The 17,006-nt window shown below is 42.0% G+C and carries 14 protein-coding genes; 5 read left to right on the top strand and 9 right to left on the bottom strand.

The window, feature by feature from the left end:
- Window positions 1-11: 11 nt before the first annotated feature.
- From V7L07_RS12540 to V7L07_RS12520, 5 genes are all read right to left on the bottom strand, one after another.
- Window positions 12-809, bottom strand: a complete 798-nt coding sequence (locus V7L07_RS12540) for an ABC transporter permease (RefSeq protein ID WP_335058204.1) — start codon at window positions 807-809, stop codon at window positions 12-14.
- A 1-nt stretch (window position 810) separates the two neighbouring features.
- A complete protein-coding gene (locus V7L07_RS12535; RefSeq protein ID WP_335058202.1) occupies window positions 811-1,599 on the bottom strand; it encodes an ABC transporter permease in 789 nt (262 codons plus the stop codon).
- A gap of 4 nt (window positions 1,600-1,603) precedes the next feature.
- Window positions 1,604-2,560, bottom strand: a complete 957-nt coding sequence (locus tag V7L07_RS12530) for an ABC transporter ATP-binding protein (RefSeq protein ID WP_335058200.1) — start codon at window positions 2,558-2,560, stop codon at window positions 1,604-1,606.
- Window positions 2,561-2,655: 95 nt separating this feature from the next.
- Complete coding sequence (locus tag V7L07_RS12525; protein ID WP_335058196.1) at window positions 2,656-3,174, bottom strand: GNAT family N-acetyltransferase; 519 nt, start codon at window positions 3,172-3,174, stop codon at window positions 2,656-2,658.
- Between the two features lie 80 nt (window positions 3,175-3,254).
- Window positions 3,255-3,935, bottom strand: a complete 681-nt coding sequence (locus tag V7L07_RS12520; protein ID WP_335058194.1) for a uracil-DNA glycosylase — start codon at window positions 3,933-3,935, stop codon at window positions 3,255-3,257.
- 192 nt (window positions 3,936-4,127) lie between these two features.
- On the opposite strand from V7L07_RS12520, the gene V7L07_RS12515 reads away from it, so the two are divergent.
- Window positions 4,128-4,814, top strand: a complete 687-nt coding sequence (locus tag V7L07_RS12515; protein WP_335058192.1) for a phosphoribosyltransferase — start codon at window positions 4,128-4,130, stop codon at window positions 4,812-4,814.
- A 35-nt stretch (window positions 4,815-4,849) separates the two neighbouring features.
- Here V7L07_RS12515 and V7L07_RS12510 read toward each other — a convergent pair whose 3' ends face one another.
- Window positions 4,850-5,878: a tetratricopeptide repeat protein gene (locus tag V7L07_RS12510; RefSeq protein ID WP_335058190.1), complete on the bottom strand. Its 1,029-nt coding sequence runs from the start codon at window positions 5,876-5,878 to the stop codon at window positions 4,850-4,852.
- A 740-nt stretch (window positions 5,879-6,618) separates the two neighbouring features.
- Here V7L07_RS12510 and topA point away from each other — a divergent pair.
- From topA to V7L07_RS12495, 3 genes are all read left to right on the top strand, one after another.
- A complete protein-coding gene (gene topA / locus V7L07_RS12505; protein ID WP_335058188.1) occupies window positions 6,619-8,811 on the top strand; it encodes a type I DNA topoisomerase in 2,193 nt (730 codons plus the stop codon).
- A 436-nt stretch (window positions 8,812-9,247) separates the two neighbouring features.
- Window positions 9,248-10,534, top strand: a complete 1,287-nt coding sequence (locus tag V7L07_RS12500) for an AAA family ATPase (RefSeq protein WP_335058186.1) — start codon at window positions 9,248-9,250, stop codon at window positions 10,532-10,534.
- On the top strand, window positions 10,527-11,141 hold the full coding sequence (locus V7L07_RS12495; protein ID WP_335058184.1) for an RloB family protein: 615 nt from the start codon (window positions 10,527-10,529) through the stop codon (window positions 11,139-11,141). Before V7L07_RS12500 ends, V7L07_RS12495 begins: the two co-directional genes overlap by 8 nt.
- Before the next feature lie 313 nt (window positions 11,142-11,454).
- Here the strand turns inward: V7L07_RS12495 and V7L07_RS12490 are convergent, their stop codons facing one another.
- Entirely contained in the window at window positions 11,455-12,369 is a 915-nt protein-coding gene (locus V7L07_RS12490; RefSeq protein ID WP_335058182.1) for a DUF928 domain-containing protein, read from the bottom strand.
- Between the two features lie 300 nt (window positions 12,370-12,669).
- Window positions 12,670-14,607, bottom strand: coding sequence for an ATP-dependent zinc metalloprotease FtsH (gene ftsH / locus V7L07_RS12485; RefSeq protein WP_335058180.1), 1,938 nt, complete (start codon window positions 14,605-14,607; stop codon window positions 12,670-12,672).
- A 346-nt stretch (window positions 14,608-14,953) separates the two neighbouring features.
- On the opposite strand from ftsH, the gene V7L07_RS12480 reads away from it, so the two are divergent.
- Entirely contained in the window at window positions 14,954-15,676 is a 723-nt protein-coding gene (locus V7L07_RS12480; protein ID WP_335058178.1) for a hypothetical protein, read from the top strand.
- A 187-nt stretch (window positions 15,677-15,863) separates the two neighbouring features.
- On the opposite strand, the gene V7L07_RS12475 is transcribed toward V7L07_RS12480, so the two are convergent.
- On the bottom strand, window positions 15,864-16,994 hold the full coding sequence (locus tag V7L07_RS12475) for a quinone-dependent dihydroorotate dehydrogenase (protein WP_335058176.1): 1,131 nt from the start codon (window positions 16,992-16,994) through the stop codon (window positions 15,864-15,866).
- Window positions 16,995-17,006: the final 12 nt, after the last annotated feature.

Raw genomic sequence — 17,006 nt, 5'->3', positions numbered from 1 at the left:
CAAGATTGAACTCAACCTCGCATCTGCATCAAATTTCCTGAGGAGTAGCAACGCAAACCGTGATAAAACACACCTGCACCAAACAACAGCACAGTAGTTGATCCAGCCACAGCTAGCACAGCATGAATCAAAGATAGCGATCGCAATGCCTCAATCGGCAAATAAGTCACAAATCCAGATGGAATCAACGTGTACAGCAGTAGCTTCACTGTTCCCTCAAACAAAGTCGCTGGATAGGTACTGAAGGTAAGCATGGCATTTCGCCACTGTTGTGTCAGTCCCTCGGAATTGCCCAGATAAAAGCTGAGGCTACCTGTCAAAATATTAAAGCCGACAAACAACGTCGCCACTGAAACTGTCAACCCAGTAAACAACGCCAAATGAACTGCATCAGGCTTGACAAAAAACAAATAAACCCCATAGCCAAACAACATATCTCCCCAAGATGTAGCATTCATCCGTCCTAGTAGTAGGTGCGGTAAAAGGGCACGAGGGTACAACATCCACACATCTAACTGTCCTTGAACAATTAAACTTGTCAGTTGCATAGCGTTACCGCAGATAGTATTAGCCAGACCAAATCCTGTTGCAGCGATCGCCCAGAGAGTAACTACATCCTGCACCGTCCAGCCGCGTAGCACTGGAAAGCGTGTGAAAAATAGCCCCCAAAATGTCACCCACACTAGATTATTCAGTATCATCGCTATTACTTGCGTCAGGAATGCGCCGCGATATTCTAAGTGAGCGTTTAGATTGAGGTGAATATAAGCGCCAGCTAATTGTAGGTAGGAAAGTAAACGCCAAAACATATCAACCTCCATGTGCGTGGATACGTTTAACTGCCGTGCGGTACACAAGGGCTACCAAGAGAGCCAGCACACCTATAGCAACTCCCTGCCGCACTAACAATTGACTAGCAAAAGCTAGGTTTGGATGCACAAATAAACGCGCTGGACCATACAAAATACTGGCAAAGGGTAGAGCTTGTAGTACTGGCTGCCACTCTTCTGGTAGCAGTTCCAAGGGAATCAGCATCCCACCCAAAATCATTGTTAACCGAGAGTAAATGAGCATTAGTCCGGTGGTATTTTCCAGCCAGAAAGCTCCTAAGCCCACTAAGAAGGTTGCCAAAAAATCTAGGACAAATGCTAGTGGTAGCGCCACTATGAATAATAAAATCCCTCCTAAATTTAGAGGAATTGTGCCGACAAATAGTAATGCAACTAAGGATGCGATCGCAACATTCAACCCAAAGCGTACTGTCCGCTCTCCCAAAGTAGTCCACAGGCGATACAAAGGATAGGATAGAGGGCGTATTAGTTGCACTGCCAGCGCCCCCGTCCGTACATCCTCATCTACTTCTAAAGCAACCTGGGGGCTGGAAAGGACAATAGATTCAGTGATACCCAGATACCAAAGCATCTGAGGCAGTGTTAAACCTCCTAACTGTTCAACATCCGTCTCGGCATAGGTGACACGCCACAGTTGTAAAAAGATGTACAGAATGACAAACAAAAAAATTCCTCTGGAAGCAACTTCTCCGAAATAAGCCAGGTTGGAGCGAGCTGCCGTCCAGCCAATCCAGGTATATTTGTTCACTGAATTATGAGGCTGCCTGAGCATAAATGTGTGCAATTACCTCTTCTAGCGGTGGGTCTTCAATCGCTATATCAGCCACCGAACCCGCCTGGAGAATTTGAGTCATCACGGTTTCAATTGGTGTAATGTCGGTATTAACCTCCAGCTTGAGTCCATATTCGCCCGCTTTGAGTTGCGTCACTCCTGGGAGGCTAATTTGGGCGGGGGAGGTATGAAATTTGACGCTGATAATCTTTGAGCCAAGGTATTGGCGACGCATTGCCGAAACTTTGTCATCAAGTACCACACGCCCGTGATTAATTACTACGACTCGCTGCGCTACTTGTTCAATGTCTCCTGCATCGTGGCTGGTGAGAAACACTGTTACTCCCTCATCGCGGTTCCACTCCCGGATGAGGTCGCGTAATTCCTGACGAGCAATTACATCTAGTCCAATTGTGGGTTCGTCAAGGAATAGTACTTTAGGTGCATGAAGTAAGCTGGCTGCTACTTCTGCTCGCATCCGCTGACCTAAAGACAATTTACGTACTGGGGTATTCCAAAACGGGTTGAGTTCAAAACGCTCAACTAGTTGGTCACGACGTTTAATATATTCTTGCCGATTAAGATTATAGATTCGCGCCAGTAACTCTAAGGTATCGCGGGGAGGTAGATGATACCATAGCTGCGATCGCTGTCCAAACACTACCCCAATTTGATACGCTAGTTCGCGCCGATTTCGCCAAGGGTTTAATCCCAATAACCTGGCTGTACCAGATGTCGGTTGTAGTATCCCTGTCAGCATCTTGATTGTAGTGGACTTCCCCGCGCCATTGGGGCCAATGAAGGCGATCGCTTGACCATCTGGAACGGTCAGACTAATGCCATCTACGGCGACAATCTCTTTGTGAGTGCGGTTGCGTCCCCAACCCCTACTCAGAGTAAACCTCTTGGATAAATTTTCCAGTTCTACGGCTGCCATCACCGATGAACCTCTTCAGGTAATTGAATACTACAAGTGTATTACAAAACTGGCAGCATGATAAAACTTACATTTTAAATAAATTGCTCATATCACTACTGGACGCTATTAGTATTGTCGAAGCACTGCACTGTTCCTCGCCAATCGTCAATCTCCATTACCGTTTCTGTAAATTTTCCGGCTGTGTACTCTGCAATCACACGACGCCAGAATTTTTGAGCAACTACATTTGTGGCTATCTGATGGATCTCCCATTTCCCACAGAATCGATCAAAGGTTTGAAAGGCGACATTTTTACCAATTCCTTGTTGTCTGTACTTTCGTAAGATAAAGAACTCTGCGATTGAATACTGACTGCCTGGAATGTAAGTGTACTGATTCACCAAAACGAATCCGGCAAGCTTTTCCCCAACCCGCACAATGAAAGGGTAGCGATCGCGAAGCGTGTGCGAAGCACTCTCGCTCTCAACCCAGTAGTAATCTAGGTATGGATAGCCAAAGTAACCATGCTCATTAAGATCCTTGTTTTCAAACTCTGAAAAGTCATATTGGTAAAGCTCCATCATCTGCTGGATGAGTGGTTTTTCGTCTATTGAAGCTGATAAAACTTCCACATACATGATTAATGGAGCTAAAACATTATTCCTTCGACGACTTCAAGGTATAACTAGATATTTTGAGCAAGTTCACCACCTTAGCTGTTATTTTTAATTTCGTCTAACTTGGCACGCACTGTCTGAATATCCTGCCACATCAACCATTTTGGCGCACCTCTTTCTTTAGAAGGATTACGCAACAAGTAGGAAGGATGAAAAATTGGCATACATAAACGCCCTTCCCACTCCAGCCATTGTCCGCGAATTTTTGTAATCCCCCGCTTATCACCAGTGATACTTTTAACAGCAGTTGCACCTGTTAACAAGATTATTTTGGGGTCAACTAAGCGAATTTGTTCTAATAAGTAGGGTAGACAAGCCGCCACTTCTACAGGAGTGGGAACTCTATTATCTGGTGGGCGACATTTATTGATATTGGCAATGTATACATCATGCTCGGTAGTTAGATTCACAGAGGCGAGAATTTTCTCTAACAACTGCCCCGATCTGCCCACAAATGGTAAGCCGGTTTCATCTTCATTTTGACCTGGCGCTTCCCCGATAACCATAATTGGGGCTTTGAGATTGCCACGTCCGACAACAGTATGAATTCGAGTGTCTCCTAATGGACAACGGTGACAGCGATCGCAATGCTGTGTCAACTCTGTGATGCTGGCATAAGTTCCGGGAGTGATGGGAATTTTCGCGTCTGTTGGAATCAGTTCTCGTTGGTTAAAGGTTGAGTCGTCAAAGAGGCTGAGTTGGGTTTCGCTGCTCATGAAAATCAGGATTTTGGCATCAGCGCCAGTTGTTATGTCTGAGTTAAATACCGTTTTGGCTGGAAATCTATCAAAATAAATAGATTTTTGCTGAATACTTAGTTATTTATATAAATCTGATTGTATCAGTTAATTTAAGACAAAATTCAGTCATGATAAAAGCAGTGCCGTCCTAAGATGCTGGGGGAAACTATGTCACATACCCCACTATTCGCCGATCGCACCCATGCGGGTGAGTTATTGGCGCAAGTGATTCATGATGTTTTGACTCAGCAAACTATTGATTCTGGGGTAAAGCCCGTACCAATTGTTTATGCTTTACCAAGAGGGGGTATACCAGTAGCAGCACCAATAGCACGTCTTTTGGATTGTCCATTGACGATTGTTGTGGCAAAAAAGATTAGTCATCCAGAAAATCCAGAGTTAGCAATTGGTGCAGTAACTACTTCGGGAAATGTTCTTTGGGCAGATCAAAAGCTACTTCGCCTTAAACATGATGGGCGATGGCGGGAAGTGGCTTTAAATAAAGCGATAAACCAAGCTAAGTTTCTCGAAGCTCAATTAATTTCTGCTTGTCCGCAGTTCAATGTACGGGATGCCACGTTGATCTTAGTTGATGATGGTATTGCTACAGGTATGACAATAGCGGTAGCGGCAACTGCCCTGAAAGCGCTTTCTCCAGCAGCAGTTTGGCTGTGTACTCCAGTCGCGCCACAAAAATTGCTACCCTGGTTAGAACAGTGGGGCGATCGCACAATCATCTTGGAAACACCGGAACCCTTTTGGAGTGTGAGCAATTTTTACGCCCAATTTCCCCAAGTGGATACATTAGAAGTTCTCGCATATCTCCAGCAACAAAAGACAATGAGAGAGAATTGATCGTTTTGTGGCTCTTTCTAAATTCCCATTACGAATTACAAATTATTTGAAGATGTTCCTTGCTGATATTGCATAGCTTTGGCATAATCACCTAAGGCATAACAGGCAACTTTTAGACTGGCTAGGGCTTGTTCTTCACTGCGGCGATCTTTGATATTTCTAGCTAACAGTAAACGTTCTTCATAATATGTAATTGCTTTGTTATAGTCACCCAAAGCTTCACAAGCAACTCCTAAACTGCTTAAAGATTGTTCCTCGCTACGTTTATCTTGAATTTCTTTGGCTAATTGCAACCGATCTTCATAATATTTAATGGCTTTGGGATAATCACCTAAAGCATAACAAGCATTACCCAGATTTTTTAGCACCTGAGAAGCACTGCGAACATTTTTTAAGGAGCGTGATAGTACTACACACTGTTCATAATAGGCGATCGCTTTTGGATAATTGTTCAAAGCATACCAAGCATTACCCAAATTCTTGAGTACTTGTTCCTCGCCCCAGTTATCTTTGAGTTCCCGCACAATCTCTAGACTTTGCTGCTGATACTCAATGGCCTGTGTAAAGTTACTTAAAGCTTTATACACCAATCCCAAATTATTCAGTGCTGCCACTTGACTGCGTTTGTCTTTCAGTTTTTGGGTTATTTTCAAGCACTTTTCTAGAAACTCAATTGCCTTTTGATGATCGTTTAGGTGACGGTAGGCATTACCTAAATGGGAAAGTGCTTGCATTTGCAATGTTAAATCTGAGGTGTTATTAAGCAAAGACAAACACTGTTGGGAGTAGGAAATAGCACCTTTGTAGTCTCCAGCGCTGTAAGTTACCAATCCTAAAAAGGAAAGTGCCTGAGCCTGTTTTTGCAAATCCCCAGATGTCTGAAACAGTGCTAAGGATTGTTGTAAAGACTTCATCGCCGTTATTAATTCACCAGCTTGCTGTTGTTGAATTCCTTGCCGTAATAGCTTGGAACCTTCCGATGAATGGTCATCACTTTCCTGTGGAGGTAGTATTTCTGCTTGTGAACCAGAGTCAAATTCATGGGTAATTGTATTACGCTTCACTGGTTTTAGGTATGTTATGGGTAGTTGCGGGGGAACTATAGCAATCCGATTTAATTCGGAGAACTCACTTGCGTGGTGAGCGTTGGCGAAGCCTCTCGTAGAGAAGCCTCTCGTAGAGAAGTTCAGCGCAAGCGCGATAGGAAGGGAACAAGAAATAAGGGAATAGATATGTACTGGGTTTTTTCAAACATCAATACGAGTCTTATATATTTTTCGATCTGTATTCCTTCGTCTTGAGGCAAGTCTGGTGCTAAATCTAGTGTTCCCAAAACCAAGATGCATCTTTCATCAGGCTAGTTTACTAAACTGTGGCAAGCATTCATAGCAACAATATTATTTAAAAATTATTTAAAATTTCTATTATCAACATCTGCACTGTATGTATGGTGCAGGATCTCTCGCACCTCCATTAAAATTTTTCCTAGCATAGTGATTGTTTGTATTACTTACTCAAAAATTTGTGCAAATAATTCAATTGGTAGTGCTTGCAATCTTTTGAAAACTGCTTGGGCACTTACTTCCATTCGCTCTACCCATAACAATCTCTCTACCGTCCGGCTTTACTTCCCAGCAAAGAATGATTCATAAAAACCGGAAACGACGTATTTACGTTGATACACAACATAATTATTTTGTACAGTACGTAAGTCCTATAATTGTATCGAGAGTAAGACAGCATTGGCTGCATTCTCGCTTCAATCCCACACTTGAATGCGTGTATACCCCCTGCCTCCTGAATTATGATCAAACGCCTGCTTGTGGTAGAGTCTCCCGGAAAAGTCAAAAAACTCAGTCAAATTCTGGGTTCAGATTGGAAAGTTCTTGCTAGTTGTGGTCACATTCGAGAACTCAGCAATGAAGGGGACGATTCCTTGGGCTTTGTCATGGATGGCAGTAATGTCAGGTGTAATTACGTTCCGCGTGACCAACGGGCGAAAGAAACAATCCAGAAGCTCAAGTCTGCGGTGAGGCAAGTTGATGAAGTTGTCTTAGCAACTGACCCAGACCGAGAAGGCGAGACAATTGCTTGGCATCTCAAAGAAACCCTTGGTCTAAGGGAACCGAAACGAGTAATTTATACTGAGATTACAGCATCGGCGGTACAGAGTGCGATCGCAAACCCCAGAAAGCTAGACCAAAACTTAATCGGTGCTGGGTTGTGCCGAGATTGTCTAGATAAGTTGGTAGGTTATAAAGGTAGCCCTTTAGTTTGGGCATTGAATAACGGTGCTAAGAGTGTTGGCAGAGTCCAAAGCGCGACATTACATCTAATTTGTCAGCGAGAAAACGAAATTCTGGTTTTTGTCCCCCAAGATTACTGGAGTGTCTGGGTAGATTATGCGGAAGGATTTCGGGCTTTTTACAAAGGGACGGTTGATTCTGCGAAAGATGCACCAGACCAAGAAACTGAAACTAACGATGACGCAAAGGTAGGTAATAGTCCAGAAACACCAGAGTCTAAGCGCGTTCTTTCCGAAGCAGAAGCTACATGTTTAGTTGAAGAAGCACAGCAGCATCCTCATCAGGTGATTCATTTTGAAGGAAAAATCGTTAACCGCCAGCCACCTCCACCATTTACAACCTCCAGCCTTCAGCAAGCAGCCGGTTCAAAGCTGAGGTTTGCTCCCGATAAAACCATGATTGTGGCCCAAAAGCTCTATGAGGCAGGGTTAATTACATATATGCGAACAGACTCAGTAATGCTGAGTCCAGAATTTTGTGCCAGCGCCCGTAAATGGTTAGAGCAAAACGACCCGCAGAATGTACCGCAGCAAGTTGCCAAGCATCGCAGTAGCAAATCGGCTCAAGAAGCACATGAAGCGATTCGTCCAACGAATGTATTTCGTCCCTCAGTTCAGTTGCGTTTAGAACTTCCTGATGATGAGTTTAATCTGTATGTGATGATCTGGAAACGGTCAATTGCTTCTCAGTGTCGTGCAGCCCAATTGCGTAAAACTCTGGTGATTACTCAGTCTGGTTCTCTACTGTGGTCAGCCAGAGGGCAAGTGATTGAATTTTACGGTTATGCTCGGTACTGGAACAATCTCAGCAAGGATAGTGTTTTACCTTCATTACAACAGGGACAAGCATTGAAACTGGAGAATGCTGGACATGAAAAGAAGCAGACTCAACCACCACCCCGTTATAGTGAACCAAAATTAGTGCAACTGATGGAACGTAAAGGAATTGGTCGCCCAAGTACTTATGCTCCTACTGTTGCTACCTTAAAAAAACGAAATTATGTGGAGTTGAAAAAAGACCATCTGCAACCGACAGCATTAGGGTTAGAAGTTGATGCATTTTTGCTCAAAGCATTGCCTGATTTACTAGAGGCAGAATTCACAGCAAAAATGGAGGATGCCCTTGATGCAATTTCCGAAGGAAAAAACTCTTGGCAGCATTATTTAACTAGTTGGAATCAAAATTACTTCATACCAGCACTTTCCAAAGCTAAAACTGTAGTTCCAAGTTCCTCAATAGGTAAAGCTAATGTGATAACTGAGCGCAAATACGAAACTTCCAAAACGCGATGCCCTGAATGCAAAAACTCTCTCGCCAAAATTCCGAGTAGTAAGGTCAAAAAGAAATATTTCCTCAAATGCACAAAAGGCTGTGAAAATGTCGTCCTATTTTGGAGCGACTTTAACAAGACTTGGCAGCCACCACAAACTAAAGCCGCCCAACCTGAAAATCAACAAAAGCCTACTGTCAAGATTACGAAATATCCTTGCCCAGTATGCAAAAAACCTCTAGAGGAGTACAGTTACATCAAAGAGGGACAGAGTAAGACAATGTTGCGATGTAGCGATCCGCGATCGCGTAAAGACACTAAACATAAAGATGTGGCTTATTTCAGTACTCAAAAAGGGTGGTGGAGTCCTAAATTTGGGGAGTTAGGAGTTAAGAGTTCTCATACTAAGCATGAGAATTAGTGATGTAATGTCCGATTAATTGACCATAATTAAGCGTTGCTAACACAACTTCATCAACCTGCTTCACCGCAGACTTGAGCTTCTGGATTATTTCTTTCGCTGGTTGGTCACGCGGAACTTAAATTGCATCTGACATTACTGCCATCCATGACGAGATTCTGAGCAATAAACTGGCAATTGCAATTAGCTATGGCTGCGCCAACGCCAAAGGCGAACGCCTATTCTCATGATATGGATTTGTATCGTATATATTTTTGCAACAAAACCGCTATCATCCGGTGCAGGCGTTTATTATGCTGCATACTTTAATAACAGTACATCTGTACGGGGTAAAAACAATCTTATAATTTAGCATCTTTAACCAATTATTGCTACTCTTAAAACAGTAAATTACTATTTATTCACAATTTTTGTCTGAAGCCTAAACTTCATCACTATGCTTATTGAATTTAGTGTCGGTAACTACAGATCGTTTAAAGAGCAAGTCACTTTTAGTATGGTGGCAGCAAACCTTGTCGCAAAAGACAAAAAGCTCGACGAAAACAACGTTTTTGAAATAGATGATGATTTAAAACTACTTAAAAGCGCCGCAATATACGGTGCAAATGCTAGTGGTAAAAGTAATTTGGCTACAGCTTTAGGTTTCATGAGATGGTTCATGATTAATTCTTCTAAAGAGACTCAAAGCACGGAAAAAATAGGTATTGAGCGATTTAAACTCAGCACTGAAACCGAAGATAAACCATCTTTTTTTGAAATTGTATTTTTAATAAATGGAAAAAGATATAGATATGGTTTTGAGGCAACGATTGAGAAAGTTGTCTCCGAATGGTTATTTGATGTTCCTAAAATAAAAGAAACGAGGCTTTTTGAGCGTAAACTGAACAAGATTAGTGTTTCTAAAAGATTTAAAGCTGACGGTATTCAACAGAAGACAAGGCATAATGCCCTCTTCTTGTCTGTATCTGCTCAATTTAATGTCCAGATTGCACAGAAAATCTTGGATTGGCTAACAAACAGAGTTGCACTTATCTCTACTTTAAATGATATAGGGTATCGTGGATACACAGTTAGTTGTTTAATGGATAACGAAAATAAAGATGAAATTTTTCAGTTGCTCAAAAAATTAGATTTGGGATTTAGCGATGTCAAGGTAGAAGAAAGTGAAATTACTGCTGATTCATTGCCTAAAGAATTACCAGATGAACTAAAGAACTTAATTTTAAAAAATGTGGAAGGAAAATTATCATCAGTTCAAACTATACACCAAAAATTTGATGGTAAAGGAAGTTTGGTATCTACAGAAATTTTTAATTTAGATGAGCAAGAGTCGGAGGGTACTAAAAAAGTCTTTGCCTTGGCAGGGCCTCTTGTTGACACACTAAAAAACAGTAAGGTTCTCATCGTTGATGAATTCGATGCTAGAATTCATCCTTTGATCAGCCGTGCAATTGTGGAATTATTTAATTCTAACGAAACCAATCCAAATAATGCTCAGTTAATATTCATGACTCACGATACCAATTTGCTTAACAATAAGCTTTTTCGGAGAGATCAAATTTGGTTTACTGAAAAAAATAGATATGGTGCAACAGATTTGTACTCTTTAGCAGAATACAATGTAAGTAACGATGCTTCATTTGAGAGTGATTATATTCAAGGTAGATATGGCGCAATTCCATATATCGGAAATTTGAATCATCTAATCAACTCTCATGGCTAAAACAAAAGCAAACTCTCGTGGATATTCACCGAGGAAAGTCAATACGAGGGAAGTCAAGCAGAGATTCTTAATCGTATGTGAAGGAGCAAAAACTGAACCTAACTACTTTAGAAGTTTTCGTGTTCCTAAAAATGTTACTGAAATAAACGTGCAGGGTTTAGGGGAGAATCCCAGCAAACTAGTTCAGAGTGCAAAGGAACTGAATAAGCAAGGAGAGTACGATCAAGTTTGGTGTGTTTTTGATCGTGATTCTTGGACTAAAGAAGATTTTAATAACGCTATTAAAAATGCTAAAGAGCAAGGTTTTAAAGTAGCTTATTCTAATGAATCATTTGAATTATGGTATGTTCTACATTTTGAATATCTCAATAGTGGTATTCCTCGAAGTGATTATCTAAGGAAGTTAACTACTTTATTTGGTAGAACATATCAGAAGAATAGCGAAACGATTTACGATGAGCTATTTGAGAGGCAAGCTATTGCTATTAAAAATGCTGAAAATCTTCTTAAACAATATAATCCTCACATTCCAGCTGAAGATAATCCATCAACAACGGTACATTTATTAGTCCAACAACTCAACAAGTTTATTCAGAAAACAGAGTGAATCTGCACAGTAAAGAATAAACCACCGTTGCTGCTAGAAGATTATTGATAACAAGCGTAATAGATTGCAGCATCAGTGTAAGCCACTTTTCCGTTCTGGGTTTGTTGTGCCATTCAATTCCAATCAAAGTTGACGATCACACTTCCTGCTTCTCTACCAGCTTGACTTACAATAGTAATTATCGAGAATTGATACCGTCCACGCCATAAGTATTTGCGTAGGCGTAGCCCGTTGTAGACATCGCTTAATTTTAAATTGAAGCGTAAAAAACCCAGCTTCTCTATGAAAACCGGGTTTTTAAATAATTGTTAACTTATTTCTGGGCAGTACAACAGGGCAATAAAGGCTTGTTTACAACTTCTTTAATGTCTACTGAATTCAATAAATCTTCCCAATATTTCTCAACTTCAGGATCGTTAGGGCGCTGGCGGCGTAAATTAGCTAAAGTTCTCAGAGCATCTTCCCAAAATCCAGCGGTGGCAAATAAAACAGCACGATCCAAATCTGTGGTTGGTTGATTTAGCTGAAGAGATAGGTTTTCATCTTGCGATCGCACAATTGTACCTTCTACATAAGAATCTTTATCGCGGTTATTAGTATCACAAATCATTGAAAAAGTCCAATTGTACTCTTTATCGATTTGTAGAGATGGCTGATCGACAGGTACATTTACACTAACAATACCATTCTGCCCAACTGGTTTGAAAGTTCCCTTATATAATGGGTCAATGCTATCACCATCCCGCAAAACAAATTCTAGTGCCTGCACTGTTGTAGAGGTTTGAGGAAGGTAGAAAAAAAATGTGGGATGCTCTGCTGTGGTTCGTTGAGCTTCCTTATCTGTTGGCGTCAGGGGAATAAGATGTTGTCCAGCTTGAAAGCAACTTCCCCGTGTTCCTGCTGACCTGACCCTACCAGGTCTACCTGGGACAAAGGCAATACGATTTTTACCGCGTTGGATGTAACTTGTAACATTTCTAATTGCAGAAGTAGCATACTTATCTCCAGGACGTAGGCGTTCTGCTTGCTGAAAATTCAATAAAGCTTTTCTATAGTTTCTCCGTTTGGTTTCATTATAACCAAGCAGCATATATTGGGTGTAAGTTGCTTTAGCTTGTGCTAGTTGGTAAACTGACTCTGTTGCCAAAACTTGAGTAGTACTTACAGGCTCGAAAGGGAGAAATGCTAAAGCAGCAAGCAGATAGCTTGCCCAAAATCTATGTTTCATGATGTTTATGTTTACTTGTAGTACATTATTTGGGTATATATAATACAATAGCGTAAGCTTTACAGTGACAAGACTTGATGTGTGCTACTTTCTGGGAAGGCTGAGGTAGTCTTGTAATTTTTTTACAAAAAAATTCCCAACTTCTGAAAAAAGTTGGGAATCTTAACGTTTGGATTTTCAGTAGTTTAAAGTCGATGGACTATTCCTTAATAGATATCTGGTGAAATTAAAGATGCGTTTCCAGAACCCTTGTAGAGACGTAGCACTGCTACGTCTCTACATTATTTCTCACTCATAAATCTAATGAGGTACAGCCAATTGTTCATCGGCTACCTGAACGTGGTCGGCAACAATTTTACGGAATAAATCGCCTTCAATTGTTTCCTGTTCAGCTAGCAAATCAACTAAACGCTCCAAAACTATGCGGTTTTCTTGCAACAGTTCTTTGGCCTTGATGTAAGAATTGCTGACAATTTCGCGTACTTGTGAATCAATTTTGGCGGCAATTTCCTCAGAATAGTCTGATTTATTCATCCAGTCGCGTCCTAAAAATACCTCTGCACTCTGATTTTCTAGTGACAATGGGCCTAATTCTGACATCCCGAAGCGTGTCACCATCTGCCGCGCCATCCCTGTCACATGTTGCAAGTCATTACTAGCACCTGTAGTCACTTCTGGTTTCCCAAAAACGATTTCCTCGGCGGCGCGACCACCCAAAGTAGCAGTAATCCTGGATTTAAGTTGAGAACGGGAAATTAACCCCTGTTCTTCGTTGGGAGTAAACCAAGTTAATCCCAGTGCTTGTCCCCGTGGAATTAATGTGACTTTCTGCACAGGATCGTGGTCTTTAAGCAATGTGCCCACTAAAGCGTGTCCAACTTCATGATAGGCAATCAAGCGCTTGCTCTTGCTGTCTACTAAGGCAGTACCTTCCATACCTGCAACAACTCGATCTACAGCCGCATCAATTTCTAAAAGGGTGACAGCTTCTTTGCGTCTTCTCGCAGTGAGAATGGCGGCTTCGTTGAGTAAGTTGGCTAAGTCTGCGCCAGTAAAACCAGGAGTGCGGCGAGCGATCGCTTCTAATGATACGGTAGGATCAATTTTCTTGTTCCGGGCGTGGACTTTCAAAATTTCTAGTCGCCCTTTGAGATCCGGTGCATCCACCATCACTTGTCTGTCAAACCGTCCTGGTCTGAGTAGGGCTGCATCTAAAACATCTGGGCGGTTTGTAGCAGCAATAATAATGATGCCTGTATTACCTTCAAAACCATCCATTTCGGTGAGCAGTTGATTGAGGGTTTGTTCGCGCTCATCGTTACCACCACCGATACCAGCGCCCCGTTGTCTACCGACTGCATCAATTTCATCGATAAATATTAGGCAAGGGGCATTCTCTTTGGCTTTTTTGAAGAGGTCGCGCACACGAGACGCACCCACACCGACGAACATTTCCACAAATTCCGAACCGGAAATACTGAAGAATGGGACACCTGCTTCCCCGGCGATCGCTTTTGCTAGTAAAGTTTTACCAGTACCAGGAGGGCCAATTAACAGCACTCCTTTGGGAATACGTGCGCCCACAGCAGTAAATCTTTCTGGCTGTTTCAAGAAAGTAACAACCTCTTCGAGTTCCTCTTTAGCTTCTTCAACCCCGGCGACATCTTCAAATTTAACTCCAGTTTTTGCTTCCATTTGGAAGCGGGCTTTGGATTTGCCGAAATTCATCGCTTGGCTAGAAGCATTCGTAGAGCGTCGGAGGAATAGTAGCATTAAAGCCACCAGTGGCAAAATCCACATCAAATTAATTAACAGTCCAACAGCAGCTCGACTGTTAGCAGAGGAAACCTCACCAAAATCAACATTCTTCTCTTTGAGAATGTTAATTAACTCTGTATTTTGCACCAAAAGTCTCACCTGTTGCGGTGGTGCATCATCCTTTTGCCCCTTGAGATAAACCCTTGCTAGCTGTTCGGTTTCATCAAGCTCTACTTTTTGGATTTCTCCCGCCTTGGCTTTTTTGATCAAGTCACCATAATTTAGAGAGGTGCTGCTGCTATCTGCTTTTTGTGCCATGACAGGAGTACTAGCGAAAATTCCTGGTAACATAATCAAACTAGCAGCAATGCCTATGGTGGGCTTCTTTACGAGACGTTGCGCGAACGCCAACGCACCAATCCAAGCGCCGCGGTTCGAGGACTGCTTTTTTATCAATGCTTTTTTTCCCAAGTTTGTCATAATAATTACCCTTTGTCTGCTGGCACAAGTTGAGCTATGGTTTATGGCTATTCTTCTATTAAAAATTGTAATAACTGGAAATTACACTTTTCTTATCTAGTCTAACTTCCAGATAAAACCATTCCCAATTTTCTGCCGGCTATTCTATAAAGTCGAGCAACCTGGATTGCTCCCACTGCGTAGGCGTAGCCCGTCGTAGATAAGCAGAAAGGTAATAAGCCTATAACACAGCCGAATAAAGGTTTTGCCGACAAATTTGCCGCAACTTTGCCAAAAGATACAAAAAAGTGTCTCAATTTTTGCCAATATAATATTATTTCCCAAAATTCACTTGGCAAAAATCAGCATGAGTGAGAAACCCATAGAAGATAACGGCAAGGCTTTTCTCGTTCTACTTTTGCCCATCTCGTTTTTGATTATTTTCCTAGTTGCCACTTGGAGAATTTTACTAGCGCTAATTGTGCTGGCAATTGGCTTCAAGGTTTGGCAGGAATATCAATGGCAACAGTGGACTGTACGAGTTAACCCAATTTTTCATCAATTAGTTCGCGAAAATCAAGGCAGACTTACGCCAATGGACTTGGCAATCAAGGGCAATTTTCCCGGAACAACAGCAAAACGCTACTTGGATGGTAAAGCCTCGGAATTTGGTGCCAGTATAGTTAACTCCGAAGAGTCGGGGCAATCTTATTACTTTATAACTGCCAGTATTCTCGGCAATATTCTTGACAGTAGTGAGCCTGTTAAAGAACTTCCGGCTCAAACGGTTACTAAAACTGCGCGATCGCTCTTAGCACCACCAACCCCACAGGAGGAAGAACCAGAAACCGAATCACTTCCAAAGCAAACACATGAGGAAGCTCAACGATCGCTAGAAAAACAGTTAATTTTTGGCTCTCTCATCCAATCTGAACTTGCTAAACGGCTAAATGTCTATTCCAGCACGGTTTATAAACGGCGAAACGATCCAGAGTTTCCTGAGTGGAGTCGTAGCAAAGACCCTGATGGCATTGCCTGGTCATACTCGGAAAAAACTAAAGAATTTTTCCCACTGGAAGAAGAAGGTTGAAGGAGGCAGGACGCTTTGTGACTGGGGACTGGGTACTGGGTACTGGGGATTGGGGATTGGTTAAGAAATTCCTTTAAGGTTTGGTTGGGGTCTGAATCCACATACTTATCTTCCTAATCCCCAATCCCTAGTCCCCAATCCCCAATCCCCAGTCCCCAACCCCCAATCCCTAGTTCAAAAATATTAATTACTTTTGATTTTTGAATTCTAAACCCACAGCTTCGTTGACGGAATTTAATCCGTTTTGTTCTAGTTTGGAAAGTAAACCAGCTAGAATACGGCGTACCATCAGTGGGCCTTCGTAAATCCAGCCTGTATAAACCTGGATCAAGCTAGCACCAGCAGTAATTTTTTCCCAAGCATCTTCTGAGGAAAAAATACCACCAACCCCAATAATCGGGATTTGGCCTTGAGTTTGCTGCCAAATAAAACGAATTACCTCAGTGGAGCGATCGCGCAATGGTTCACCACTAATTCCGCCTGCTTCATCCTGGGGTGATTTGCCAGTTTGGTCAATTACCTGGGTTTTCAGTCCATCACGGCTGATGGTGGTATTGGTGGCGATAATTCCCGCCAATTGGTAGGTTTTAGCAAGAATTATAATGTCAGCGATCGCTTCCCATGATAAATCTGGTGCTATCTTGACAAAAATTGGTTTTTGTGTATTATTCTCTTGCTGTAATAAATTCAAAATGGCACTGAGCATAGAAGCATCTTGGAGCGATCGTAACCCCGGTGTATTGGGAGAAGAAACATTAACAACAAAATAGTCTCCCAAATCCTTGAGTAAACGAAAACTATCGACATAATCCTGTGCGGCTGCTTCTAGGGGAGTTACTTTAGATTTACCCAAATTTATCCCTATGGGTATTAAGTGGGTTGAATCCTGTTTTTCTTGTACCAATCGTGCCGCCATTACCGCTGCACCACTGTTATTAAAGCCCATCCGATTGAGAGCAGCTTTATCCAACGGTAAGCGAAACAAACGAGGACACGGATTTCCTGGCTGTGCGTGAAAAGTTACAGTTCCTAATTCCGCAAAGCCAAAACCCAGGTTAGACCAAATGCCAGCAGCGACTCCATCCTTGTCGAAGCCAGCTGCTAACCCTACAGGATTTGGGAAGTTTAGCCCAAAAAAATTTTGTTCTAGGCGTGAATCGTACAGACATAAAGACTGCTTTAAGCGTTGGTTTACCCAATTAGTAGGGGTTTGCGATAGCCAGCTAAAACTGCGAATCGTCTGCTGGTGTAACCACTCTGAATCAGTTTTTAGCACATTGAATAAAAGCGGACGAATCGCAAGTTGATAAATATCCATTTCAATCCTTAA

Source organism: Nostoc sp., from assembly GCF_036916985.1.
Taxonomy (GTDB): Bacteria; Cyanobacteriota; Cyanobacteriia; order Cyanobacteriales; family Nostocaceae; genus Nostoc.
Note: the sequence above shows the minus strand (reverse complement) of the source record. Positions and strands in the feature narration are given on the sequence as shown.